Source organism: Variovorax sp. CCNWLW225, from assembly GCF_037204045.1.
In the GTDB taxonomy this organism is placed as follows: domain Bacteria; phylum Pseudomonadota; class Gammaproteobacteria; order Burkholderiales; family Burkholderiaceae_C; genus Variovorax.
This window is the reverse complement of the sequence record NZ_JBBCBV010000008.1, coordinates 129,994-153,361: the sequence shown is the minus strand read 5'-3', so window position 1 is coordinate 153,361 and position 23,368 is coordinate 129,994. Positions and strand designations below refer to the sequence as shown.

Annotated in this window: 25 protein-coding genes and 1 riboswitch; of the genes, 18 read left to right on the top strand and 7 right to left on the bottom strand. The window is 66.4% G+C overall.

The window, feature by feature from the left end; genetic code table 11:
- Positions 1-258 precede the first annotated feature (258 nt).
- The 7 genes from rpmH (at position 259) to V9L20_RS15825 (ending at position 5,941) form a co-directional block, all read left to right on the top strand.
- On the top strand, positions 259-393 hold the full coding sequence (gene rpmH, locus V9L20_RS15855) for a 50S ribosomal protein L34 (protein ID WP_007834827.1): 135 nt from the start codon (positions 259-261) through the stop codon (positions 391-393).
- Positions 394-479: 86 nt separating this feature from the next.
- Positions 480-878, top strand: a complete 399-nt coding sequence (locus V9L20_RS15850; protein ID WP_337297317.1) for a ribonuclease P protein component — start codon at positions 480-482, stop codon at positions 876-878.
- Positions 875-1,162, top strand: coding sequence for a membrane protein insertion efficiency factor YidD (gene yidD / locus V9L20_RS15845; protein WP_337297316.1), 288 nt, complete (start codon positions 875-877; stop codon positions 1,160-1,162). The genes V9L20_RS15850 and yidD overlap by 4 nt, the downstream gene beginning before the upstream one ends.
- Positions 1,159-2,844 carry a membrane protein insertase YidC gene (gene yidC / locus V9L20_RS15840; RefSeq protein WP_258503119.1) on the top strand — a complete coding sequence of 562 codons (1,686 nt, stop codon included), beginning with the start codon at positions 1,159-1,161 and terminating at the stop codon, positions 2,842-2,844. The genes yidD and yidC overlap by 4 nt, the downstream gene beginning before the upstream one ends.
- A gap of 86 nt (positions 2,845-2,930) precedes the next feature.
- Positions 2,931-4,349 (top strand): tRNA uridine-5-carboxymethylaminomethyl(34) synthesis GTPase MnmE, encoded by a 1,419-nt coding sequence (gene mnmE / locus V9L20_RS15835; RefSeq protein ID WP_337297315.1) that lies wholly within the window; start codon positions 2,931-2,933, stop codon positions 4,347-4,349.
- 90 nt (positions 4,350-4,439) lie between these two features.
- A complete protein-coding gene (locus tag V9L20_RS15830; protein ID WP_126749319.1) occupies positions 4,440-4,901 on the top strand; it encodes a Crp/Fnr family transcriptional regulator in 462 nt (153 codons plus the stop codon).
- An 86-nt stretch (positions 4,902-4,987) separates the two neighbouring features.
- Positions 4,988-5,941, top strand: a complete 954-nt coding sequence (locus V9L20_RS15825; RefSeq protein WP_337297314.1) for a zinc ribbon domain-containing protein — start codon at positions 4,988-4,990, stop codon at positions 5,939-5,941.
- Positions 5,942-5,983: 42 nt separating this feature from the next.
- Here the strand turns inward: V9L20_RS15825 and V9L20_RS15820 are convergent, their stop codons facing one another.
- Positions 5,984-7,963 carry a monovalent cation:proton antiporter-2 (CPA2) family protein gene (locus V9L20_RS15820; protein ID WP_337297313.1) on the bottom strand — a complete coding sequence of 660 codons (1,980 nt, stop codon included), beginning with the start codon at positions 7,961-7,963 and terminating at the stop codon, positions 5,984-5,986.
- A gap of 87 nt (positions 7,964-8,050) precedes the next feature.
- On the opposite strand from V9L20_RS15820, the gene V9L20_RS15815 reads away from it, so the two are divergent.
- Genes V9L20_RS15815 through V9L20_RS15800 form a run of 4 tightly spaced genes read left to right on the top strand, consistent with a single transcriptional unit; the run spans position 8,051 to position 11,052 of the window.
- Entirely contained in the window at positions 8,051-9,049 is a 999-nt protein-coding gene (locus tag V9L20_RS15815; protein ID WP_337297312.1) for a KpsF/GutQ family sugar-phosphate isomerase, read from the top strand.
- A complete protein-coding gene (locus V9L20_RS15810; RefSeq protein ID WP_337297311.1) occupies positions 9,049-9,597 on the top strand; it encodes a KdsC family phosphatase in 549 nt (182 codons plus the stop codon). Before V9L20_RS15815 ends, V9L20_RS15810 begins: the two co-directional genes overlap by 1 nt.
- The gene (lptC, locus tag V9L20_RS15805) at positions 9,594-10,238 is read left to right on the top strand and encodes an LPS export ABC transporter periplasmic protein LptC (protein WP_337297310.1); all 645 of its coding nucleotides are present in this window, start codon (positions 9,594-9,596) and stop codon (positions 10,236-10,238) included. The genes V9L20_RS15810 and lptC overlap by 4 nt, the downstream gene beginning before the upstream one ends.
- 31 nt (positions 10,239-10,269) lie before the next feature.
- A complete protein-coding gene (locus V9L20_RS15800; protein WP_337297309.1) occupies positions 10,270-11,052 on the top strand; it encodes an SDR family oxidoreductase in 783 nt (260 codons plus the stop codon).
- Between the two features lie 103 nt (positions 11,053-11,155).
- Here the strand turns inward: V9L20_RS15800 and V9L20_RS15795 are convergent, their stop codons facing one another.
- Positions 11,156-11,716 carry an RNA recognition motif domain-containing protein gene (locus V9L20_RS15795; RefSeq protein ID WP_337297308.1) on the bottom strand — a complete coding sequence of 187 codons (561 nt, stop codon included), beginning with the start codon at positions 11,714-11,716 and terminating at the stop codon, positions 11,156-11,158.
- A 263-nt stretch (positions 11,717-11,979) separates the two neighbouring features.
- A riboswitch (yybP-ykoY riboswitch) is annotated at positions 11,980-12,163 on the top strand.
- A gap of 9 nt (positions 12,164-12,172) precedes the next feature.
- On the opposite strand from V9L20_RS15795, the gene V9L20_RS15790 reads away from it, so the two are divergent.
- From V9L20_RS15790 to V9L20_RS15775, 4 genes are all read left to right on the top strand, one after another.
- Complete coding sequence (locus V9L20_RS15790; RefSeq protein WP_258503108.1) at positions 12,173-12,736, top strand: TMEM165/GDT1 family protein; 564 nt, start codon at positions 12,173-12,175, stop codon at positions 12,734-12,736.
- A 128-nt stretch (positions 12,737-12,864) separates the two neighbouring features.
- Positions 12,865-14,040, top strand: coding sequence for a homoserine O-succinyltransferase MetX (gene metX / locus V9L20_RS15785; RefSeq protein WP_337297307.1), 1,176 nt, complete (start codon positions 12,865-12,867; stop codon positions 14,038-14,040).
- Positions 14,037-14,624 (top strand): methionine biosynthesis protein MetW, encoded by a 588-nt coding sequence (gene metW, locus V9L20_RS15780; RefSeq protein WP_337297306.1) that lies wholly within the window; start codon positions 14,037-14,039, stop codon positions 14,622-14,624. Before metX ends, metW begins: the two co-directional genes overlap by 4 nt.
- Positions 14,625-14,662: 38 nt before the next feature.
- The gene (locus V9L20_RS15775) at positions 14,663-15,253 is read left to right on the top strand and encodes an IMPACT family protein (RefSeq protein WP_337297305.1); all 591 of its coding nucleotides are present in this window, start codon (positions 14,663-14,665) and stop codon (positions 15,251-15,253) included.
- Here V9L20_RS15775 and V9L20_RS15770 read toward each other — a convergent pair.
- Positions 15,198-16,127 (bottom strand): ion transporter, encoded by a 930-nt coding sequence (locus V9L20_RS15770; RefSeq protein WP_337297304.1) that lies wholly within the window; start codon positions 16,125-16,127, stop codon positions 15,198-15,200. The two genes, V9L20_RS15775 and V9L20_RS15770, sit on opposite strands and share 56 nt — an antisense overlap.
- Before the next feature lie 135 nt (positions 16,128-16,262).
- Here V9L20_RS15770 and V9L20_RS15765 point away from each other — a divergent pair, with 135 nt between their 5' ends.
- Positions 16,263-16,781 carry a bactofilin family protein gene (locus V9L20_RS15765; protein ID WP_258503102.1) on the top strand — a complete coding sequence of 173 codons (519 nt, stop codon included), beginning with the start codon at positions 16,263-16,265 and terminating at the stop codon, positions 16,779-16,781.
- A gap of 21 nt (positions 16,782-16,802) precedes the next feature.
- Here V9L20_RS15765 and V9L20_RS15760 read toward each other — a convergent pair whose 3' ends face one another.
- On the bottom strand, positions 16,803-17,600 hold the full coding sequence (locus V9L20_RS15760) for a DUF72 domain-containing protein (protein WP_258503101.1): 798 nt from the start codon (positions 17,598-17,600) through the stop codon (positions 16,803-16,805).
- A gap of 92 nt (positions 17,601-17,692) precedes the next feature.
- Here V9L20_RS15760 and V9L20_RS15755 point away from each other — a divergent pair, with 92 nt between their 5' ends.
- Together V9L20_RS15755 and V9L20_RS15750 are read left to right on the top strand one after the other, a co-directional pair.
- Complete coding sequence (locus V9L20_RS15755; RefSeq protein WP_337297303.1) at positions 17,693-19,204, top strand: M20 family metallopeptidase; 1,512 nt, start codon at positions 17,693-17,695, stop codon at positions 19,202-19,204.
- Positions 19,201-20,049 carry an alpha/beta hydrolase gene (locus V9L20_RS15750; RefSeq protein ID WP_337297302.1) on the top strand — a complete coding sequence of 283 codons (849 nt, stop codon included), beginning with the start codon at positions 19,201-19,203 and terminating at the stop codon, positions 20,047-20,049. Before V9L20_RS15755 ends, V9L20_RS15750 begins: the two co-directional genes overlap by 4 nt.
- 7 nt (positions 20,050-20,056) lie before the next feature.
- On the opposite strand, the gene V9L20_RS15745 is transcribed toward V9L20_RS15750, so the two are convergent.
- The 3 genes from V9L20_RS15745 to V9L20_RS15735 all read right to left on the bottom strand — a co-directional run bounded on the left by V9L20_RS15745 (position 20,057) and on the right by V9L20_RS15735 (position 23,294).
- The gene (locus V9L20_RS15745) at positions 20,057-21,232 is read right to left on the bottom strand and encodes an MFS transporter (RefSeq protein ID WP_337297301.1); all 1,176 of its coding nucleotides are present in this window, start codon (positions 21,230-21,232) and stop codon (positions 20,057-20,059) included.
- 134 nt (positions 21,233-21,366) lie between these two features.
- Positions 21,367-21,828 (bottom strand): YidB family protein, encoded by a 462-nt coding sequence (locus V9L20_RS15740; protein ID WP_258503097.1) that lies wholly within the window; start codon positions 21,826-21,828, stop codon positions 21,367-21,369.
- A 101-nt stretch (positions 21,829-21,929) separates the two neighbouring features.
- Positions 21,930-23,294 (bottom strand): M20/M25/M40 family metallo-hydrolase, encoded by a 1,365-nt coding sequence (locus V9L20_RS15735; protein WP_337297300.1) that lies wholly within the window; start codon positions 23,292-23,294, stop codon positions 21,930-21,932.
- Positions 23,295-23,368 lie beyond the last annotated feature (74 nt).

Sequence of the window (23,368 nt, the reverse complement as noted above, 5' to 3'; positions counted from 1 at the left end):
TCTGCTGCAAGGCGGCCCGCATTCTAACTTGTCAAAACCTTATCCACATCCCCCCGGGCACCATGCAAAGGCCCGCAAAGTTACTCGATGTTTGGTGTTGGGCCGAATGTTTGCGATAATTGCGGGTTTCCCTGAAAACCTCATTGCGTCTTTCGGGGGTCATCCGAAAAACGCTCCCAGCGCCCGCCTGCCCGATACAGCCTTTCCAGGCTTCGTCGGGCTCGGTGGATATCGGGGGAATCAGCAGGAAATCTCATCATGAAACGCACTTACCAAGCTTCCAAAGTCCGCCGCGCCCGTACCCACGGCTTTCTGGTCCGCATGAAGACCCGTGGCGGCCGCGCCGTCATCAACGCACGCCGCGCCAAGGGCCGCAAGCGCCTGGCCGTCTGACGGCAGTTCCTCTGCCGTTGCCAGCCGCCGACCCGCCAGCGCCAGCTTTCCCAGCCAGTGTTTCTGGCGTGTCTGGCCCGGCTTCCATGCAGCGGCTCAAGACCCGCGCGCAATTCCAGGCCGTCCTCGCAGGTGCCACCGTGGCGCGCACTGCTCATTTCGCGTTGCATCGCTGCGCACTCGATTCAACATCGAGCGCGCAGCCCTTGTTCGCGTCCGACGATGTCTGGCTGGGCGCCATGGTGCCCAAGCGCTGGGCGCGCCGTGCCGTCACGCGCAACGCCATCAAGCGACAGATCTATACCGTGAGCGCCGCGCCCGGCGTCGGCCTGCCTCGTGCGGCGCACGTGGTGCGGCTGCGCGCGGCGTTCGACCGCAAGGAATTCGTGAGCGCCAGTTCCGACAAGCTCAAGGCCGCGGTACGCGCCGAGCTTCAGCAACTGCTGGCTCGGGCCGCGCGCGCCCCTGCATCCTCGTCGTCATGAAGCGCCTGCTGATCGGCCTTGTGAAGGGCTACCGCCTGTTGCTGAGCCCTTGGCTCGGGCAGTCGTGCCGCTTCGAGCCGACCTGCTCCGTCTATTCGATCGAGGCGCTGGAAGTCCACGGCGCGCTCAAGGGCAGCTATCTCACCCTACACCGCATCGTGCGCTGCCAGCCCTGGTGCCAGGGCGGGCACGATCCGGTTCCACCGAAATCACCGCGTCGCACTGACAAGTCAGGCTCGCTGTTTTCGTCTCTCCTTTCCTCCGACAAGAAGTCTTCGTCATGAACGATATACGCCGCACGATCCTGTGGGTGATTTTTGGTTTCTCGCTGGTGCTGCTGTGGGACCAATGGCAGGTCTTCAACGGCAACAAGCCCACCTTCCTGCCGTCGACCAAGCCGGCTGCCGTGGCCTCCGCCCCGGCGGGCAGCACGCCGGCGGCCAGCAACGGCGTACCGAGCGCATCCACGGCCGGTGGCAGCGCCGCCGCCGTGCCCACGCAGGCTGCGCCCGCGGCGCCACGTGAGCGCGTCAACGTCACCACCGATCTCTTCAAGGCGGTGATCGACAGCGAAGGCGCCACGGTCAACTACCTCGAGCTGCTCAAGTTCGACGAAGCCGATCGCACCAAGCACGTGGTGCTGTTCGAGAACGACTCGCCCGCCACGCGCTACGTGGCGCAAACCGGCCTGCTGAGCCAGACCGGGGAAGCCTTTCCCAACCACCTGACGCCAATGACGCCGAAGGCCGGTCCGCGCGAAATGGCCGAGGGCCAGAACACGCTCGAAGTGAGCTTCGAAAGCGCCCCCTCGGGCGGCCTCAAGTACGTCAAGACCTATGTCTTCAAGCGCGGCGAATACACCGTCGGCGTGCGCCATGAAGTGGTCAACGTGAGCGACCAGCCGCGCGACGCGCAACTCTACATGCAGCTGCTGCGCCACGGCACGGTGGCGGCAGGCACGATGTTCGGCACCAACACCTTCACCGGTCCGGCGGCCTACACCAACGAAAAGAAGTTCCACAAGCTCGACTTCAAGGACATTGCCAAGGGCAAGGTCGAGCCGCCGCCGCCCGCCAACGACGGCTGGATTGCAATGGTGCAGCATTACTTCGTGTCGGCGTGGCTCCTCAAGGGCGACCCGGCCAGCGAACAGCTCCGGCGCGAATTCCGCGTGAAGGACCTGGGCGACAACCTGTTCACCGTGGCCATGGTGGCCACGCTGCCGAAGATCGCCCCGGGCCAGACCCTGGTGGTCAACAGCGCGCTGTTCGCCGGCCCCGAAGAAGAAAAGAAGCTCGAAGCCATTGCACCGGGCCTCGACCTGGTCAAGGACTACGGCATCTTCGCGATCATTTCCAAGCCGCTGTACTGGCTGCTGAACCAGCTGCACGGCATCCTGGGTAACTGGGGCTGGGCCATCGTGGCGCTGGTAGTGCTGCTGAAGGCGGCCTTCTACTGGCTCAACGCCAAGGCCTACGCCAGCATGGCCAAGATGAAGGCCATCAACCCCAAGATCATGGAAATGCGCGAGCGGCTGAAGGACAAGCCGCAGGAAATGCAGCAGGAGATGATGCGCATCTACAAGACCGAGAAGGTCAACCCGATGGGCGGCTGCTTCCCGATCCTGATCCAGATCCCGGTGTTCATCGCGCTCTACTGGGTGCTGCTGTCGTCGGTCGAAATGCGCCATGCGCCGTGGATCGGCTGGATCACCGACCTCTCGGCACCCGATCCGTGGTACATCCTGCCGATCGTGATGACGCTGACCTCGCTGTTCCAGACCTGGCTCAACCCGACGCCGCCGGACCCGATGCAGGCCAAGCTGATGTGGATCATGCCGCTCGCGTTCAGCGTGATGTTCATCTTCTTCCCGGCCGGCCTGGTGCTGTACTGGATCACCAACAACGTGCTGTCCATCGCGCAGCAGTGGTTCATCAACAAGCGGCTGGGCGTGCTGGGCAAGTAAGCCGCAGGGGCTTCCGCCTCACCGCAAACACCCGCAAAGGGCCGCATTCGCGGCCCTTTTGCTTTTGCTGAAAGAATCGCGCTTCCATGACATTCGCCCGCACCACCGATCCCATCGTCGCCATTGCCACCGCCTCGGGGCGCGGGGCGGTGGGCATCGTGCGCGTTTCGGGCGCCCGGCTCGCGCCGCTGATCGAAGCGCTTTGCGGCCGGCCGCTCAAGCCACGCGAAGCCACCTACCTGCCCTTCCGCGATGCGGCCGGCGAGCCGGTCGACCGTGGCCTGGCCATCCACTTTCCCTCGCCGCATTCGTTCACCGGCGAAGACGTGCTCGAACTGCAGGCGCACGGCGGAACGGTGGTGCTGCAACTGTTGCTGGCGCGCTGCCTCGAAGCCGCCGCCGAGCCCGACGCGGTCACTGGCCGGCCGCGGCTGCCCGGCCTGCGCGTGGCCGAGCCGGGCGAGTTCAGCCAGCGCGCCTTTCTCAACGGCAAGATCGACCTGGCTCAGGCCGAGGCCATTGCAGACCTGATCGACGCCAGCACCGAGGCGGCCGCGCGCAGCGCCGGCCGTTCGCTCTCGGGCGCCTTCTCGCGCGAGATCCATACGCTGCGCGATGCGTTGATCCACCTGCGCATGCTGGTCGAGGCGACGCTCGACTTTCCGGAAGAGGAAATCGACTTTCTTCAAAAGGCCGATGCGGCCGGGCAGCTGGTGAGATTGCAGGCGCAACTTGCGGCGGTGCAGCAGCGCGCGAAGCAAGGGGCGCTGCTGCGCGAAGGCATCAAGGTCGTGATTGCAGGCCAGCCCAATGCAGGCAAAAGTTCGCTGCTCAATGCACTCGCCGGTGCCGAACTGGCCATCGTGAGCGCGGTGGCAGGCACGACGCGCGACGTGGTCTCGCAAACGATCCAGATCCATGGGGTGCCGCTGCATGTGGCCGACACCGCGGGCCTGCGCGAGAGCAGCGACGAAGTCGAGCAGATCGGCGTTGCGCGCGCGTGGGGCCAGATCGAGAGCGCCGACGCCGTGCTCTTTCTGCACGACCTGACGCGCTCTAGCCATGCCGACTACGCCGCCGCCGACGCGGAGATCCTGCGCGGCCTGCGGCAGAAGCTGCCCGCGAGCGTGCCGGTGCTCGATGTGTGGAACAAGCAGGACGCCGCGCCCACAACCGCCATACCTGCGTCGGCCCAGGGCATTGCCCTTTCTGCCAAGACCGGCCTCGGCATCGAAGCGCTGCGCGAACAACTGCTTGCCATGGCGGGTTGGCAGTCGGTGCCCGAGGGCGTCTACCTCGCGCGCGCGCGCCATGTGCAGGCGCTGGGCCGCGTCCAAACCCACTTGGAGTTGGCTGCAAGCCACTTGGCTGCACAAGCCCAACTGCTCGATCTGCTGGCCGAAGAGTTGCGCCTGGCGCAGAACGCACTGAACGAAATCACCGGCGAATTCGGCGCGGACGACCTGCTGGGGGTCATCTTTTCGCGCTTCTGCATCGGCAAATAGCGACAGCCGCAACGAAAAACGTAAAGAGTTGTAGCCGAAACCTGCGGCCTTCGCGGATACTTCGGCACAGATGCGGGGGTTGAGAAAAGCATGTCCATCCAGAACCTGAGCCGCGCCATCGCGGACAACAACAGCAACGACGCCTTTGCGTTGACGCTCAACGTACAGCAGTGGGAAACGCTGGCGGGCTATCTGCAGCCCATCGATACCGGCGTTGGCGACGTTCTCATCGAACAAGGCACCCACGACCGCTCGGTGTACTTCCTCGAAGGCGGCGCCATCAGCGTGCATCGCGTCAGCAGCAAGGAACAGATGAAGCTGGCCGTGCTCATGCCGGGATCGGTGGTGGGCGAAGGCTCGTTCTTCTCGCGCGAGCCGCATTCGGCCAACGTGGTGGTGACCGGCGCCGGCCGCGTGTGGCGCCTCACGGCCATCCGCTTTGCGGAAATGTCCAACCGGCAACCCAACCTCGCCCTCGAAATTGCCATGGGGCTCGGCGCGGTGATCGCCAAGCGCATGGGGCATCGGTCCAAGCGCGTCGCGGTGACCTGAACCTCCATCGGGTCGGTTCCGCAATTCAGGCCCAGACGGCTCTTCACAGCCAGTTTTTGAAATCGTTTTCCTAGAAGTCAGTCGTCATGGCCTTGATCTGTCCGGTGTGCAGCGCGGAGAACCGCGAGGGCGCGAATTTCTGCAGGAGTTGCGGCGGAAAGCTGGCGCCTGCGGCACCGGCGCCGATGGCGCCGCCACCGGGCCCTGAAAGCCGGTCGGAGCGCGAATGGGCCGCCACGGCGCCCGCGCAGTTGCGCGCACCCACCATTCCCGGCGGGCTTTTCGACGGCAGCTTGCCGATCGCTTCTCAAGCCGCCTACGCGCATGCCGGATCGCTGGCCGATGAAAAAACCGTCATCGTCGGGGCGGGCCGCTCCAAGCGGCCGCCTTCGCCGCCGCGCGAGCCCCGGGCCAAGAAGGCTTCGAGGCCTCGGACGCCGCGCCCTGCCGGCGCGGAAGTGCGCAACAAGCCACCGCGCATGCGCGGCATCCTGCTTTGGCTGGTGCTGCTGGCAGTGGGGCTGCTCATGATCGTCGCCGGCTGGTACGGCTACGGAAAAGGCACGCCGGACGAACAGGCCGAAGCAGCGTCGCCCCCGGTGCCTGTTGCCGCGCCTGCCGTGGCGCCTGTTCCTGCATCGCCAGCTTCCGAGGCGGCACCGCTTGCGTTGCCGCCCACCGAGCCCCCGGCTGCTGCAGATGCGGCACTTGCCGCCGCAGCCCCGGCCACGCCGGCCGCCGCAACCCCGAAGCCGCCATCCGCCGCGGCCAAGTCCCGCAAGCCCGCGCCAGCGGCACCGTCGCAGCCGGGCGCGCCCGAGCCCGCGCCGGCAGTGGCCGCCGCGCCCGCGCCGCAGCCCGCAGCGGCGGGACCGTCAGATCCGCAATCCATCTGCGGCGACCGCAATTTCATCGCCAAGGCGCAGTGCATGGCTGCGCAGTGCCTCAAGCCCGAATTCAAGCCGCACGCGCAATGCGAAGCGGTGCGCCGTCAGCAGCGGATCGAAGAAGAAAAGCGCAATCCCACGCTGGTGAACTGAGCGGGCTCCGAAGGCTGCGGCCGCCCCTGCCGGCGCCTTCTCTCAGCCTTTTTGCAGCCGCTCGATGGCGACCGCCAATGCGGCCGGCTTGCCCGACAGCACCAGCGTGTCGCCGTCCGTCAGCACCGTGTCGTCGGTGGGATCCTGCGGCTGGCCATCATGCCGGCGCAGGCCGGCAACGCGCACCCCCAGTGTTTCCAGCGCCATCCGCGCCAGCGTCTGGCCGACGGCGCGCGCGCCGGGCGTGAGCGTGAAGGTGTTGAGCCGCTCATGGTCGAGTTCGTCGGCGTTGTCGTCGTCGGCACCATGAAAGTAGCCGCGCAGCAAGTTGTAGCGTGCATCGCGCTGGTCTTGCACCACGCGGATCACGCGCCGCATCGGCACACCGACCAGCGCCAGCGCATGGCTCGCGAGCATCAGCGAACCCTCGATGGCTTCGGGCACCACCTCGGTGGCGCCGGCGGCCTGCAGCTTCTCCAGGTCGTGGTCGTCCTGGGTGCGCACGATCACCGGCACCTGCGGTGCGTGGGCGCGGGTATTGGCGAGCACCTTCATGGCGCCGGGCACGTCGAGGTAGGTGACGACCACGGCGCTGGCGCGGGCCAGGCCGGCCGCCATCAGCGCCTGCAGCCGCGCCGCGTCGCCGAACACCACCGAATCGCCGGCTGCAGCGGCCTGCCGCACGCGGTCGGGGTCCAGCGCCATGTACGGAATGCCTTCGCGCTCCAGGATGCGCGCCAGGTTCTGGCCGCAGCGCCCGTAGCCGCAGATGATCACGTGCTTGGCGGTGTTGATGGTCTTGCGCGCGATGGATGTCATCTGCAGCGACTGCTGGAGCCAGTCACTCGCCACCAGCTTGCGCACGATGGCGTTGGTGTACATCACGATGAAGGGCGTGGCCAGCATCGACAGCACCATCGACGCCAACACCGGGTTGGCCAGCCACGGCGGCAGCAGGCTGCGCTCCTGCGCGAGCGTCAGCAGCACAAAGCCGAACTCGCCCGCCTGCGCCAGGTAGAGGCCGGTGCGCAGCGACACGCCCGAGGTGGCGCCCAGCACCCGCGCCAGCACCGTCACCAGAACCAGCTTGAACGCCAGCGGTATCAGCAGCAGCACACCCACCAGCGCCCAGCGGTCCACCACGATGTGCCAGTCGAGCGACATGCCCACCGTGATGAAGAAGAGCCCCAGCAGCACGTCGTGGAACGGGCGGATGTCGGTTTCGACCTGGTGCTTGTATTCGGTCTCCGAAACCAGCATGCCGGCGATGAAGGCGCCCAGCGCCAGGCTCAGGCCGGCCAGTTCCGTCAGCCAGGCCAGCCCGAGCGTGATCAACAGCACGTTCAGGATGAACAGCTCCTCGCTGCGCCGCCGCGCCACCAGCGTGAGCCACCAGCGCATGATGCGCGGCCCGCCATAGAGCAGCACACCGATCAGCAGGATGGCCTTCACCGTCGCGAAGCCGATCGCCTTGGCCAGCGCTTCGGGCGGCGCGCCCAGCGCGGGAATGAGCACCAGCAGCGGCACCACGGCCAAGTCCTGGAACAGCAGCACGCCCATCACCCGCTTGCCGTGCTCGCTTTCGAGCTCGAGCCGCTCCGCCATCAGCTTGACCACGATGGCGGTGCTGCTCATGGTGAGCGCGCCCGAGAGGGCCAGCGCCGTCTGCCAGCCGAGCCGCCAGGCCGGTGGCAGCTGCGACGCGATCAAGAGCGCGCCGGCCGTGGCAAGGGTCATCGTCAGCAACACCTGCAGCAGGCCGAGCCCGAACACATGCTTGCGCATGGCGCGCAGCTTGGGCAGGCTGAACTCCAGCCCGATCACGAACATCAGGAACACCACGCCGAATTCGCCCAGGTGGCGGATGGCCTCGGAGTTCTGCGCCAATGCCAACGCATGAGGGCCGATCAGCACGCCGGCCGACAGATAACCGAGCATCGGCGGCAGCTTCAGCGAGCGGCAGACCACCACGCCGATGACCGCGGCAAGCAAATACAACAGCGTGAGATCGAACGAAGACATGGCTGGATGCTAGAGCAATGTCCATGCCCCGCGCGCGCCGCTTTCACCCGATGACGGCGGATGCCGGCCGCCCCGTAAAATCCGCCGATGAGTTCAGCTCCCCTGCCCCCCGTGGTCGACGCCGACGCCATCCTTGCGCGGGCCCGCGCCACCTTCGACATCGAGTCCGATGCCGTACTCGGCCTCAAGTCGCGCGTGGGCCCGAGCTTCGTCGAAGCCGTGCGCAAGGTCCTCGAGGTGCGCGGCCGCGTGGTCGTGATGGGCATGGGCAAGAGCGGCCACGTCGGCCGCAAGATCGCCGCCACCCTGGCCTCCACCGGCACGCCGGCCATGTTCGTCCACCCGGCCGAGGCCAGCCACGGCGATCTCGGCATGATCAAGTCGGTCGACCTGGTGCTGGCCATCTCCAACAGCGGCGAGGTCGACGAGCTCACCGTGATCCTGCCCGTGGTCAAGCGCCAGGGCGTGCCCCTCATCGCCATGACCGGCCGCACCGATTCCACCCTGGCGCGCCACGCCGACATCGTGATCGATGCCGGCGTTGCCAAGGAAGCCTGCCCGCTCAACCTGGCCCCCACCGCAAGCACCACCGCCCAGATGGCGATGGGCGACGCGCTGGCGGTCGCGCTGCTCGACGCGCGCGGCTTCGGCTCCGAAGATTTCGCGCGCTCGCACCCCGGCGGTGCGCTGGGCCGCAAGCTGCTCACCCATGTGAGCGACGTGATGCGCTCGGGCGACGACGTGCCGCGTGTGGCGCCCACCGCAACGCTCAGCGAACTGATGCGCGAGATGAGCTCCAAGGGCCTGGGCGCCACGGCGGTGGTCGACGCCGACGGCCGGGCCATCGGCATCTTCACCGACGGCGACTTGCGCCGGCAGGTGGAGACCGGCGGCGACCTGCGCGGCCTGACCGCCGCCGACGTGATGCACCCCGGCCCGCGCACGCTGCGCGCCGATGCGCTGGCGGTCGAGGCGGCCGAGCTGATGGAAGAACACCGCATCACCAGCGTGCTCATCGTCGACCCCGCGGGGCTTTTGATCGGCGCGCTCAGCATCAACGACCTGATGCGCGCGAAGGTCATCTGATGCCGCTCGACTTCCAGGCCGAAACCTTGCTGGCCGCGCAGGATGTGCGGGTGGCCTTCTTCGACATCGACGGTGTGCTGACCGACGGCGGCGTGTACTTCACCGAGCACGGCGAAACCCTCAAGCGCTTCAGCATTCTCGACGGCTACGGGCTCAAGCTGCTTCGGCTGGCGGGCATCACGCCGGCGGTGATTACCGGGCGCGACTCCAAGCCGCTGCGCGTGCGGCTCGAAGCGCTCGGCATCCAGCATGTGCGCTACGGCACCGAGGACAAGCTGCCCGCGGCCGAAGCCATGCTCGAACAGCTGGGCTTGGGCTGGCACCAGGCCGCGGCCATCGGCGACGACTGGCCCGACCTGCCGGTGCTGGCGCGCGTCGGCTTTGCAGCGGCGCCGGCCAACGCGCACGTGGAAGTGCGCGACGCCGTCAACTACGTTACCCGCGCGCGCGGCGGCGAAGGCGCGGCGCGCGAGTTCTGCGACCTGCTGCTGACGGCCTGCGGCCAGTACAGGCGCCTGCTCGACGCGGCACGAGGTCCCACGCAATGAGCCGCGCCTGGAACCTGCTGCGCAACGCCGTCGACCGCGCCACGATCTACCTGCCCATCATCCTGACGGCAGCCGTGGCGCTCGGCACCTACTGGCTGGTGCGCAATGCGCCCAAGCTGCTCGAGCCCACCGTCAAGGCCGCGCCGACGCACGAGCCCGACTATTTCATGCGCGGCTTCGTCATCAAGAACTACCTGCCCAACGGCGACTTGCGCAGCGAACTCCACGGCAAGGAAGGCCGGCACTACCCCGACACCGACACCACCGAGGTCGACGACGTGCGCGTGCGCTCCGTTTCGCCGCAGGGCTACACGACCCATGCCACGGCCAACCGCGGCCTGTCGAATTCCGACGGCAGCGAGATCCAGCTCTTCGGCAATGCCATCGTGATTCGCGATCCGGTCGTCGGCCCCAACGGCAAAGCCACGCCGCGGCTCGAGTTCCGCGGCGACTTCCTGCACGCGTTTCTCGACACCGAGCGCGTGACCTCGAACAAGCCCGTCACGCTCATTCGCGGCACTGACCAGTTCACCGCCGACAACCTCGACTACGACAACCTGAGCGGGGTCGCCAACCTGACCGGGCGGGTGCGCGGCGTCCTGATTCCATCGGCGGCCACCCCAGGCGGCAAGCCGCGCTGAAGAAGAAATTCACCGGAAGCCGCCCGCACCCATGACTGCGTCCCCGTTGGTCTTCATCACCGGTGCATCGAGCGGCATCGGCCAGGCCCTGGCCGCCAGCTTTCACCACGCCGGCTACCGGTTGGCGCTGGTGGCGCGGCGCACCGCGGAAATCGAAACCTGGGCGAACGCCCGCAATCTCGATCCGGCCAGCTACCGGATCTATAGCGCGGACGTGGCGCAGACCGACAGCATCCTGGCCGCTGGCGCCGCATGCATCGAGCGCCAGGGCCTGCCCGACGTGGTCATTGCCAACGCCGGCATCAGCGTGGGCATCGACACCACGGAGCGGGAAGACATCGACGTGATGGCGCGAACCTTTGCCACCAACAACGTCGGCCTGATGGCCACCTTCCATCCTTTTGTGGCGGCAATGAGGCAGCGCGGCAGCGGCCGGCTGGTCGGCATCGCGAGCGTCGCGGCCATACGCGGCCTGCCGGGACATGGCGCCTATTGCGCCAGCAAGGCGGGCGTGGTCGCGTACTGCGAGAGCTTGCGCGGCGAGCTGCACAACAGCGGCGTCAAGGTCGTCACCCTCTGCCCCGGCTACATCGACACGCCGCTGACACAGGGCAACCGATACGGCATGCCCTTTCTCATGAAGGCGGAAGATTTTGCAGACCAGGCGCTGCGCGCCATCGAGGCCGGCACCAGCTACCGCGTGATTCCCTGGCAGATGGGTGTTGTCGCCAAGCTCATGCGCATGCTGCCGAACGCCGTGCTCGACCGCGCCGTGCAGGGCCGGGCGCGCAAGAAGCGCAGCGGCGAAAGCTGAACTGCCGGGGCTCTCGGCAAGGCTGCGCGAGCGGATTCTTCGCGAGCACCAAAGAAAAAGGCTCCCTCGGGAGCCTTTTGCCTGTGTGCCTGGAATGCAGGGCTCAGTAGCCGCTGTTGCCGCCGCCGTAGCCGCCGCCACCGCCGGAGCGGCCACCGCCGCCGCCACGGGGACCGGCGCCGTAGGGGCTGCGGAAACCGCCGTCGCCACCACCACCGCCGCCGCCACTACGGCCACCACCACCGCCGTAGCCGCCGCCACCACCGGAACGGCCGCCACCGCCGCTGCGATCGCCGCCGCCACCACCGTAGCCGCCACCACCACCGCCGCCGTAGCCACCGCCACCACCGCCGCCATAACCACCACCGCCGCCGCCGCCGCCGTAGCCGCCACCACCGCTGCGCGGGGGACGTGCTTCCATCGGGCGTGCTTCATTGACGACGACGCTGCGGCCGCCCAGGGGCTGGCCATTCATGCCGTTGATTGCTGCTTGCGCTTCCGCGTCGCTGCCCATCTCGACGAAGCCGAAGCCCTTCGAGCGGCCCGTGTCGCGTTCCATCATGACCTTGGCGCTGGTCACCGAGCCGAATTGTCCGAAAGCCTGTTCGAGATCACCGTCGCGCACCGAGTAAGGCAGGTTGCCGACATACAGTTTGTTGCCCATCAAGGGACTCCTATAAACACATCAAGAAAAGCGATGGAGTCCCGAAAGCATCACTCAACCAAGAGCTGTCGAGTCGCGCGAAACTGACCGATCACCGAACTGCCGCCCCGGCAAAATGAAGAGGGAGGCTCGTGCATTATGGGTGAAATACACGAAATGCAAGCAGGAATTTGCTGCTTCCTGTAGGGCCTCCGAAAATTAAAAGAAGCTAGCGCCCGCTTACAAGAACGGCGCCGAAGGGGCCGCAAAGCCGCAGGTAGAATCCGCTCCGTCATTGGGGAGTAGCCGCCTTCCATCACGAGAAGGGCCCGCGTCAACAGACTTGTCCTGCCCCACACGGGACATGGCGCGTGCAGTGATTCACCTGGCGAGACCTTTGACCGTGCAACTTCGGGAATTTGGCCGAAGGTGTTGCACGGTCAATTGCGTCCTTCGGCCCAAGGAACCCCTGCTCTCATGGAAGCTTTTCTCGTTGCAACCGGCGTGGTCGCGCTCGCCGAAATGGGCGACAAGACCCAGTTGCTGGCCCTGCTGCTGGCTGCCCGCTTCAGAAAGCCCTGGCCGATCGTGCTCGGGATCTTCGTTGCCACCATCGTCAACCATGCCCTGGCCGGCGCCGTCGGCAACTGGATCACACACTGGCTCGGCCCCGACGTGCTGCGCTGGATCCTGGGCGGCTCGTTCATCGCCATGGCTGCCTGGATGCTGATTCCGGACAAGCTCGACGAAGACGACGCGCCCGCGGCGTCGCACTACGGGGTATTCGGCACCACGCTCATTGCGTTCTTCCTGGCTGAAATGGGCGACAAGACCCAGATCGCCACCGTCATGCTCGCCGCCCGGTTCACCGACGCCTACATCTGGGTGGTCACGGGCACCACGCTCGGCATGATGCTGGCCAATGCGCCCGTGGTCTGGCTGGGCGACAAGCTGGTGAAGCGCGTGCCGATCACGCTCGTGCACGGCATCTCGGCGGCGATCTTCCTGGTGCTCGGCATCGTGATGATCATCGGCTGGTAATGCAGCAGAGCGATATACTGCCGGCTGCGCCGATTTGCTTCAGCTTGCGGGCGCTTTATAAATTCAGCTAAAGACAGTCAGTTGGCGAACAACCCGGCTCGTTTTTGGCGAGGCCGGGTTTTTTATTGATGTCGTCAACTTCTTTGGTCGTCTCTGCGCAGTCGATGCAGTTCGCGGGCCCGCTGGCCCTGCGCAGCGGCGCGTCGCTCGGCAGCTACACGCTCGCCTACGAAACCTACGGCACCCTGAATGCCGAGCGCAGCAATGCGGTGCTGGTGTGCCATGCGCTCAATGCCTCGCACCATGTCGCCGGCGTCTACGAAGGCCAGGCCAAGTCCGAAGGCTGGTGGGACAACATGGTGGGCCCGGGCAAGCCGGTCGACACCAACCGCTTCTTCGTGATCGGCGTGAACAACCTCGGCTCCTGCTTCGGCTCGACGGGTCCGATGCACACCAATCCGGCCACGGGGCGCATCTACGGCGCCGATTTTCCGGTGGTCACGGTCGAGGACTGGGTCGACGCCCAGGCCGTGCTGCTCGACGCGCTCGGCATTCGCACGCTTGCGGCCGTGATGGGTGGCAGCCTCGGCGGCATGCAGGCGCTGTCGTGGACGCTGCAGTACCCGGACCGCGTGCGCCACGCCGTGGTGGTGGCCAGCGCGCCCAACCTCACGGCCGAGAACATTGCCTTCAACGAAGTGGCGCGACGTGCCATTGTCACCGACCCCGACTTCCATGGCGGCCACTTCTACGAGCACGGCGTCATTCCGAAGCGGGGCCTGCGCATTGCGCGAATGATCGGCCACATCACCTACCTGAGCGACGACGTCATGAACGAGAAGTTCGGACGCATCCTGCGCAGCGCGGTCGAAGGCGAGGCAGCGCAGGACTACCGATACTCCACGCAGGAAATCGAGTTCCAGATCGAAAGCTACCTGCGCTACCAGGGCGACAAGTTCAGCGAGTACTTCGATGCCAACACCTACCTCCTGATCACGCGCGCGCTCGACTACTTCGACCCGGCACGCGCGCACGGCGGGAACCTCAGCGCTGCGCTTGCGAAGGCCACCGCCAAGTTTTTGCTCGTGAGCTTCAAGACCGACTGGCGCTTTTCGCCGGCACGCAGCCGCGAACTGGTGAAGGCGCTGCTCGATAACCGCCGCAACGTGAGCTACGCCGAAATCGATGCGCCGCACGGGCACGACGCGTTTCTGCTCGACGACGTGCGCTATATGGGCGTGGTGCGGTCCTATTTCGAGCGCGTGGCCCTCGAAACCGAGGCTGAAGGGAGTGCCGCCCAATGAGCGATATCGAAACCCAGCGCCTCATCGCCAACCTGGTGCCCGAGGGCGCGCGCGTGCTCGACCTCGGCTGCGGCGACGGTGCCCTGCTCGACCTGCTGCAGCGCGAGCGCGGCTGCACGGGCTACGGCGTGGAAATTGCCGATGGCAACGTGCTGCAGTGCATTCGCCGCGGCGTCGACGTGATCCAGCTGAACCTCGACGAGGGCTTGGCGGTGTTCGACGACGCCACCTTCGACGTGGTGCTGCAGATCGACACGCTGCAGCACCTGCGCAATGCCGAGGTCATGCTGCGCGAAACCGCGCGCGTGGGCCGCATCGGCATCGTGGCCTTCCCCAACTTTGCGCATTGGCCCAACCGCATCAGCATTGCGCGCGGCCGCATGCCGGTGACGCGCCGCCTGCCCTACCAGTGGTACGACACGCCCAACATCCGCGTCGGCACGTTCAAGGACTTTGAAGTGCTGGCGCAAAAGAACAGCCTGCGCGTGCTCGACGCGTTCGGCGTGCAGGAAGGCCGCAGCGTGCGCTGGCTGCCCAATGCGCGCGCGAGCACGGCGGTGTTCAAGTTCGAGCGGGAGCGCTGAGCGCTTTCGCGCCTCGCAAGAACGAACACGGCGGCCCCATGAGCTTCACGCTCTCGCAACCGGCGCACAGCGACCTGCTGGTCAAGAAGAGCCGCTTCATCGGTTGCGTGCAGCCCGTGGCCGACCGCGCCGCTGCGCTCGCCGTGGTGGCGGCGCTGCGCAACGAACACCCTGCCGCGGCGCATGTCTGCTGGGCGTTGATGGCAGGCGGCCAATCGGCGGCCAACGACGACGGCGAGCCGGGCGGCACGGCCGGACGGCCGATGCTCGAGGTGCTGCGGCATCAGCAACTCGAGGGCGTGCTCGCCACCGTGGTCCGGTACTTCGGCGGCATCAAGCTGGGCGCGGGCGGTCTCGTGCGGGCCTACACCGATGCGGTTGCGCAGGCTTGTGTCGGCGCAACGCTGGTCCCGCTGGTGCGCCAGCGGCTGCTGCAATGCACCGTGCCCTATGCGCTCGAAGGACTCGTGCGGCGCGAGATTGCCGCGGCGGACGGCGCCGCGCTGGTGGACGTGCGGCACGGCGATGCGGTGGACTTCACGTTCGCGCTGCCCGAGCCCGACGCGAACGCCTTCATCGCCCGCCTCGACGATGCTGCGCAAGGGCGCGCCGTCTGGCAGCAGGCGTAAGCCGCCGCGCGGGAACCGCTGGCGCCGAGGGCGCCGTCATCGCCAGCACGCCCCGCGGCGCGAACGCCACCGGCGCCTCATCGTCGCCCGGACCGCGCCGCGCCATCTCGGCAGTGACGATGCCCGTCGGCACCGCCAGCACGCCCCAGCCCAGCAGCATCATCACGGAGGCAATGGCGCGGCCGAGATCGGTCTTGGGCACCAGGTCGCCGAAACCCACGGTAGCCATGGTCGAGATGGCCCAGTAGATCGCTACCGGAATGCTGGTGAAGCCGTGCACCGGGCCTTCGACCACGTACATCAGCGTGCCCATCACCAGCACCACCAGCATCACAAAGCCGACGAACACCGTGATCTTCCGGCGGCTGGCGGCCACGGCAGAGACCAGCGCGCGGTATTCCACCGAGTAGCGCGACAGCTTGAAGATGCGGAACACACGCAAAAGCCGCAGCACGCGCACATCGATGAGGTAGGCGAGCTCGGGCGCAAACGCCACCAGGTACGTTGGCAGCAGCGCGAGCAGGTCGATCACTCCATAGAAGCTCAGCGCATAGCGCATCGGCTTGTTCACGCAGGCGAGCCGCGCGATGTATTCGAGCGTGAAGAGAATGGTGAAGCCCCATTCGAACGCATTGAACAGAGGCCGCCACTGGTCGCGGATCGACTGCACGCTGTCCAGAATGACCACCAGCACGCTGGTCACGATGACGGCGATCAGCGCCAGGTCGAAGAGCAGACCGGCGCGCGTGTCGGCCTCGAAGATCACGGTGAACAAGCGGCGCCGCCAGCCGCTTGCCGGCTTGTCGAAGCGCGCGTCGATGGTCGAGGAGATAGCCAGGGTCCGGGCAGCGGGAGCGGTGTTCGATCGGGTCATCTTGCGAGCCAGGAGGTCACGGAAGGGGGCATTGTCCAATGCGGCGGGATTTATTCAGTTACGTTTCTTGCGCAATGAAGTGCCGCAGGCCGTGGAGTGGTTCTTACGATAGCCCCTTTGTTGAGGAGCTCCCCTTTGGCTACACAGTCCCCATTTTTCGGCAAGCGTGATCGTGACACCGACTCGTTGACCTCCCGCCCCGCGCCGCTGGTGGGCTCGGGTACCAATCTCTCGGGTTCGCCCGTCAACCCTTCTTCCCTCACCGCACAGCAAGGCGGCCTGGCTCCGGCGGCCGCTCCCGCCGCCAAGGAAGGCGGCAGCAAGCTCACCGTCGGCCCCAACATCAAGCTCAAGGGCGTCGAGATCACCGATTGCGACACGCTCGTGGTCGAAGGCCTTGTCGAGGCCACCATGGACTCGCGCCTGATGCAGATCGCCGAGCAGGGCGAATTCAAGGGCTCGGCCGAAATCGACATTGCCGAAATCCGCGGCATTTTCGACGGCAGCCTCACGGTGCGCGAAAAGCTCGTGATCCATTCGACCGGCAAGGTCACCGGCAAGATCCGCTACGGCAAGATCGTGATCGAAGAAGGCGGCCAGCTCTCGGGCGAAATCAGCTTCGGCGCCAAGCAGTCGCTGCAATCGGCCACCTGATCCATATCTGACTCCTAGCTGTCAGGCCGCCTCTTCGGGCGGCTTCCAACCCAGGCGCTCCAGCAAGGCACCGGCCGCGGCCGGTGCTTTTTCTTTGGCGCCGTTGATGAAATAGACGAACACGTCGCGCTTCTTGGGCGTTTCGGCCCATTGCTGCGCACGCTCGGCCCAGCTGTCGAGCGCTTTCGGCGCATAGCCGGTCTTGAGCTTGGCGTCGGCCATCATGAGCCGTGCGTAGGCGAAGTCGCCCTCGGGCTCCTCGAACGACGGAAACTTGTCGGCGTCGGTGAACACGGTCGACACCTTGTGCTTCTTCGCGAGCGCCCGGTAGGTGGGCGTGATGAAGCTCTCATGCCGCACGTCCATCACGTGGCGCAGCACGCGGCTGCCCTCCTTCTTGGGCAGCAGCTCCAGAAAGGCCTCGAAGTCTTCGGCATCGAACTGCTTGGTGGGCATGAACTGCCAGACGATCGGCCCGAGCTTGTCGCCCAGCTCGCTCACGCCGCTGTCGATGAAGCGCTTGATCGAGTCTTCCGCGGTGGCCAGCACCTTGCGGTTGGTCGAAAAGCGCGAGGCTTTCATCGAGAACATGAAGTCGTCGGGCACCTCGTCGTGCCACTTGCGAAAAGTCTCTGGCTTGAAGGTGCTGTAGTAGGTGCCGTTGATCTCGATGGCGCTGACCTTGCGGCTCGCATAGCGCAGCTCCTTTGCGTGCGCTAGCCCCTTGGGGTAGAAGTTGTCCCGCCAGGGCTCGTAGGTCCAGCCGCCGATGCCCACCTTGATATTCGCCTGCGTCCGAGTCGATGTTGCCTTGCTCACATTGCGCTCCGGGTTGAGAACGCCGCACTCTACGCGGGGTTGCGGCGAGGCGCAAAATGCGATTTTTCGTCACCCCCGCGGAGAACCCACCGATGAACGCCCCCCTGCACCGCGAAATGCCCGCCGGAACGCTCGACGCCGAGCGCGCCCTCTCCGATGTCACCGCCCAATGGGACGGCGACATCGTCAGGCAGCTCACCGACTACATCGCCATTCCCGCCAAGTCGCCGGGCTTCGACAAGGACTGGTCGGCCAACGGCTACCTGGAAACGGTGCTGCGCAACGCGGCCGCCTGGGTCGAGGCGCAGAAGGTCGAAGGCCTGAAGCTGGAAATCGTGCGGCTCGAAGGCCGCACGCCGGTGCTGTTCTTCGAAGTGCCGGCCACCGGCACCGACATGAGCGAAACCGTGCTGATGTACGGCCACCTCGACAAGCAGCCCGAATTCACCGGCTGGCGCAACGACCTCGGGCCCTGGACGCCCAAGTACGAGAACGGCCTGCTCTACGGCCGCGGCGGCGCCGACGACGGCTATGCGGTCTACGCCAGCGTTGCCGCGCTGCAGGCATTGAAGAACCAGGGCGCGGCCCATCCGCGCATCGTGGGCATCATCGAAACCTGCGAGGAAAGCGGCTCCTACGACCTGCTGCCGTACGTCGATGCGCTGCGCCCGCGCCTCGGCAATGTGGAACTGGTGATCTGCCTCGACTCCGGCGCCGGCAACTACGACCAGCTGTGGCTCACCACGTCGCTGCGCGGCATGGCCAGCGGCACGCTCAAGGTCGAGGTGCTGACCGAGGGCATTCACTCCGGCGATGCGTCGGGCCTGGTGCCCTCGAGCTTCCGCATCATGCGGCAGGTGCTCGACCGGCTCGAAGACAGCGTCACCGGCCGCCTGCTGCCCGCCAGTTTCCATTGCGAAGTGCCGGCCGACCGCCTGGCGCAGGCCAAGGCCACCGCCGCCATCCTTGGCGAAGAGGTCTACAAGCGCTTTCCTTGGGCGCACTACGACTGCGGCGGCTCGACCATGTTCGCGCTGCCGACCACCACCGACCCGGTCGAGGCGCTGCTCAACCGGACCTGGAAGCCTACGCTGTCGGTCACCGGCGCCGAAGGCTTTCCGGCGCTGAAGGATGCGGGCAACGTGCTGCGCCCCTATACCGCGTTCAAGCTCTCGCTGCGCCTGCCGCCATTGGTCGATGCGGCCGAGGCGGTGCAGAAGCTGAAGGCGCTGCTCGAGGACAACGCGCCCTACCAGGCGCGTGTCACCTTCGAAAGCGGCGGCGGCGCCACCGGCTGGAATGCGCCGACGATCACGCCCTGGTTCGAAGACGCGCTCAACAAGGCTTCGCAGGCGCACTTCGGCGCGTCGTGCGGCTATATCGGCCAGGGCGGGACCATTCCGCTGATGAACATGCTGAGCGCCGGCTTCCCCAAGGCGCAGATGATGGTCTGCGGCGTGCTCGGCCCGAAGAGCAATGCGCACGGCCCCAACGAGTTCCTGCATGTGCCCTATGCCAAGAAGCTGACGGCCGCCGTGGCCGAAGTGATTGCGGCCTTGCCGGCTGCGCACCGCACCGCCGCCGCGGAGCCGGCCGCCGCTTGAGCGGAACTGCGCCGCAGCGCGTTTCACTGTCCACGCCGGACGGCGAGACGCTGGCGCTGCGCCGCCTTCCTGCAGCCGGCGCGCCGCGTGCGGTGGTGGTCCTGGTGCACGGGCTTGGCGAGCATGCTGGACGCTATACGCAGCTTGCCGCGCGCCTGCGTGAATGGAATTTCGCGGTGTGGGCATACGACCACCACGGCCACGGCGAATCGTCGGGCGCACGCGGCGGTTTGCCGGGCGAGCTGCGGCTGGTCGAAGATCTTGCGCTGGTCATCGACGACGCTCGCCGCGAGAACGCCGGCCTACCATTGGTGCTGCTGGGCCACAGCCTGGGCGGGCTGGTCGCGGCCAGCCTGGTGTCGCGCAGCGTGCGGCCGGTCGATGGGCTGGTGCTGTCGTCCCCGGGGTTCGATCCCGGCCTGAGCGCTCTACAAAAGGCGCTGCTCGCGGTGCTGCCGCGCATTGCGCCGAACCTGCGTGTCGGCAACGGGCTCGACGACAAATTTCTTTCGCACGACCCGGCCGTCGTGCGGGCCTACCGCGCTGATCCGCTCACGCACGACCGCATCGGCAGCCGGCTGGCGCGTTTTCTCGCGCACGAAGGGGCGGCCATCCAGCAGGCCGCGCCGCATTGGCCCGTGCCCACGCTGTTGATGTATGCGGGCGACGATCATCTCGTGAGGCCGGCCGCCAGCCGTGCCTTTGCCGCGGCAGCCGCGGCCGGTGGCATGCTCGAGGCGCATTGCTTCGAAGCCATGTACCACGAGATATTCAACGACCTCGATGCCGGGCCCGTGTTCGCCGCGCTGCAGCAGTGGGTCGACATGCGCTTTCCGCCCCGCTGAGCGGGGTTCAGGCGTTTGCGGCGGCCTCGCGCCGGCGAGACTTTGCGAGCCACAGCAGCCCCGCGCCCGTGAGCACCACCGGCACCAGCGAACCGTAGTTCAACAGCTGCCAGCCCTGCGTCGTGACCAGCACGCCCGAGGCGAACGAGGTCAGCGCCACCGTTGCGAACACACAGAAGTTGAGTGCACCCTGTGCCCGGTCTCGTTCTTCCGCCGTGTAGGCGGTGAGCGAAAGCGTGGTGCTGCCGGTGAACAGGAAGTTCCAGCCCACGCCCAGCAGACACAGCGCCACGAGAAAGTGCTGAAGCTCCACACCCGAGAGCGCGACGGCAATGCAGCCGAAGTTGAGTGCAACTCCCACGCCCATCACCGGCAGCGCACCGAAGCGGCGGATCAGGTGGCCGGTGAAGAAGCCGGGCGCGAACATGCCGATCACGTGCCATTCGAGCACCAGCGCGGCATCGGAGAAAGGCAGGCTGCAGATCTGCATCGCAATGGGTGTGGCGGCCATCAGCAGGTTCATCACGCCAAAGCCCAATGCACCCGCCGCGGCCGACACGACGAACACCGGCTGGCGGATGAGCTGCGACAACGTCCTTCCACCCATCGCCTGCTGGCGCGTGAGCGGGGGTGGAAATTCAATGAAGCGCATGACCGCCATCGACAGCAACGCCACCGCCGCCAGCGCAATGTAGGCCCCCGCGAACGGCACGGCGAACACTTCGCGCGTGGCCGTGGCGAGGTTGGGCCCCGCCACGGCGCCGATCAGTCCGCCGGCCATCACCAGCGACACCGCCTTCTCGCGCCACGCCGGTGCCGCGAGTTCGGCGGCTGCAAAGCGGTAGAGGCCGGCGTTGGCGTTGTAGTAGCCGGCCACCACCGTGGCAAAGCACAGCAGCCAGAAGTTCTTCGAAATCACCGCGAATGCGCACAGCAGGGCCGACCCGAGCCCGACGGCCAGGCCGATCTGGAACGACCCGCGCCGGCCGAAGCGTTGCTGCGTGCGTGCCACCAGCCCGGTGGTCAGCGCACCACCCACCACGTAGCCCATGATCGGCAGCGTGGCCATCCAGCCGCGCGGCGCAATGCTCAGGCCCACCAAGCCGTTGATGGCAATGAACGTGACGTTGTTGGTCAGGAACAAGCCCTGGCAGATGGCAAGCAGCCAGAGGTTGCGGTTCATCGGAAGAAGGTGGAAGCAGGTTGCGGCATGAAGGCTTGAGGTTCTACGTGATTCGCCGCGGATGCGCCAGTCGAAATGCGGCAGCCAAAAAAAAGCGCCCTCGTGGGCGCCGGAACTTCTATGAGCAAATTGGCTTACAGCTGCTTGTTCTGCAGCAGGCTGCTTAGCGAACCCAGGAGATCGTTCGGCGTGTCCAGGCCTTGCTCCGGCACCTTGCCTTGCGGCGTGAGCTGGTCGATGAGGGTGGGCAACATGGCAGCCAGCATGGGCAGCAGCGTTTGCGCATTGATGCCGAGCTTGGAAGCGATGCTGGCGATGGTGTCGCTGCCCAACGCGTCTTGCAGCTGCCCGCCGGAAACTGGCTGGTTTTCTCCCTTGCCAATCCATGAGCCGATGACGTCGCCCATGCCGGCCTGCTCGAATTTCGAGACCAGCCCTCCCAGGCCACCCTGGCCGCCATTGTTGGCGAGCAGGCCGCCCAGCGCGCCGGCCAGGCCGCCGAGATCTCCCAAGCCGCCGATACCGCCGCCTTGCGGCTGCTGCTGTTGGGCAGCGCCTCCCAGCACTTGGCCGAGTACCGAATCGAGCATTCCCATGGACGTTTCCTTGGTGTGTGACAGAACTGCCGGCATTGTCGCCAGCGCGATGGGCTGCGCGCGAAAGGGGTTGCCCACTTTCGAGCGCGCAGTGTGACAAATTACTTGGTGCGCGCCGCGCGCTTCGGCAGCAATGCGGGGCTGACCCCTTGCACGCCGACCAGGCCGAGCACAGTCACGAGCGAATTCTGCGCGCCTTTCCATGCGTCTGTCACGTCGATCGATTCGCTCAAGGCATGAAAGCCGGTGGACTTGCCGCCGCCGCCGATGATGATGGCCGGAATGCCGTACGACATCGGCACGTTGGCATCGGTGCTACCGCCGCGCAGCAGCGTCTTGTGGCCGAAGGCGGTGTTCGAGCGGATGGCCGCCTCCACGATCACCGAGTCGGACGGCGTGCGGCCGCCGGGACGGTCGCCGATCAGCTTGTTGCTGGCGCTCAGCGTGGACACGTTCCAGCGCTTGTTTTCCTCGGCCACGGCCTCGTCGATGGCCGCAAGAATCTTCTTCTCGGTTTCGAGCAGCGACGCCATGTCGTCCGAGCGAATGTCGATTGCCATGCGAGCGTCGGGTGCAATGGTGTTCACCGACGTGCCGCCGCCCACGGTGCCGACCGTGAAGGTCGTCTTTGGGAAGCTGGGCGTGCGCACTTCCGCGATCTTGGCAATGGCGCGGCCCATGCCGTGGATGGCGCTGGGCACCTGACCGAAGGCGGCAAAGCTGTGGCCGCCCGGTCCCTTGAACGTGACTTCATAGCGGTGGCTCGCGGTGCCGAGAATCAGCACGTTGCCGTCGGGCGAAGGCTCCAGCCCCACCATGCCGTCGATGTCCAGGTTGTCGCGGAAGATGGCCTTCATGCCGCGCAGGTTGCCGAGTTCTTCCTCGCCGACATTGGCGACGAACAGGAGGTCGCCGACCGTCTGCACCTTGTTGTCGTTGAGCACCTTGAGCCACGACAGCAGCACCGACAGGCCGCGCGTGTCGTCCGCGATGCCGGGCGCATGCAGCTTGCCGTCGCGCTCCTTCACTTTCACATCGGTGCCGGCGGGAAACACGGTGTCGAGATGGGCCGAAACGAGCAGCTTGGGGCCGTTGCCGGTGCCCTTGCGCAGGCCGATCACGTTGCCTTCGGCATCGATCTTCGCGTCGGTGAGGCCAAGAGCCTTCATGCGCGCGAGAAAAGCTTCAGCGCGCTTCTGTTCCTTGAACGGAGGCGCCTCGATCTCGGTCAGCATCTTCAGGTCTTCGATCGAGCGGTCATGGTCGGCCTTGACTGCGTCGAGCAGCTTCTGGATCGAAGGTGCCGCCGTCAGCTGGGTAAAGACCTTGTCCACCTCGGGAGCGACTTGCGCGGGCGTGGGCGCCACGGCGGTGTTCTGAGCCTGCGCACCCTGGGTGGCGAAGAGCATGGCCAGCACAAGGGGAGCGAGGGGCGCAAATCGGAGCGCGCGTGGCGAGCGAAGCATGACGTGAAGATCCTTCTCTGGTTGTGATGAATGGGTGAAGCAAGCATTGTTCCGCAACTTGCATCCCGGGGCGG